Below are 369 nucleotides of genomic sequence, written 5' to 3'. Positions count from 1 at the left end.
AACACTCAGTCTTTAAAAAATGAAGTAACTCCATCGAGTAGAAAGTTTAAAATGTAAAAATCCACTTTGTATTTTCAAAGTGGATTTTAAAGTTTATTGATTATTTTTTTTGATGAGTTTTATAAACATATCTATTTGATTCATAATGTACTGTTTAAGTGGCGAGTGTTCAATATAAATGCCACACCCTTCACAAAATACGGGATAACCATCAAAAGAGACTCCTATTTTACGAGCACATTCTTTACAAAACTCTGCCATTCTCTAAATTAATTTTGCTGATATTCTGTATCCCATTCATTACCATCTGTCCCTTTTTGACCATCCATTTTAATCAAAAAGTTTTTAGCTGGAAAATAAGGTTTCATA

Annotated in this window: 2 protein-coding genes; both read right to left on the bottom strand. The window is 29.5% G+C overall.

Features of this window, described 5'->3' with window-relative positions:
- Positions 1-93: 93 nt before the first annotated feature.
- Positions 94-261: a hypothetical protein gene (locus VQ048_RS12785; RefSeq protein ID WP_327611995.1), complete on the bottom strand. Its 168-nt coding sequence runs from the start codon at positions 259-261 to the stop codon at positions 94-96.
- Positions 262-269: 8 nt separating this feature from the next.
- Positions 270-369, bottom strand: a 100-nt coding sequence (locus VQ048_RS12780; RefSeq protein ID WP_327611996.1) for a hypothetical protein, incomplete at its 5' end; no start/stop codon positions are given.

It is taken from the genome of Bergeyella anatis, from assembly GCF_036016955.1.
Taxonomy (GTDB): Bacteria; Bacteroidota; Bacteroidia; order Flavobacteriales; family Weeksellaceae; genus JAYWXI01.
This window is presented reverse-complemented; position numbering and strand designations above follow the sequence as displayed.

Coding starts and splice junctions, on each gene's coding strand:
- VQ048_RS12785 (WP_327611995.1), bottom strand. CDS start 261: ATGGCAGAGTTTTGTAAAGAATGTGCTCGTAAAATAGGAGTCTCTTTT.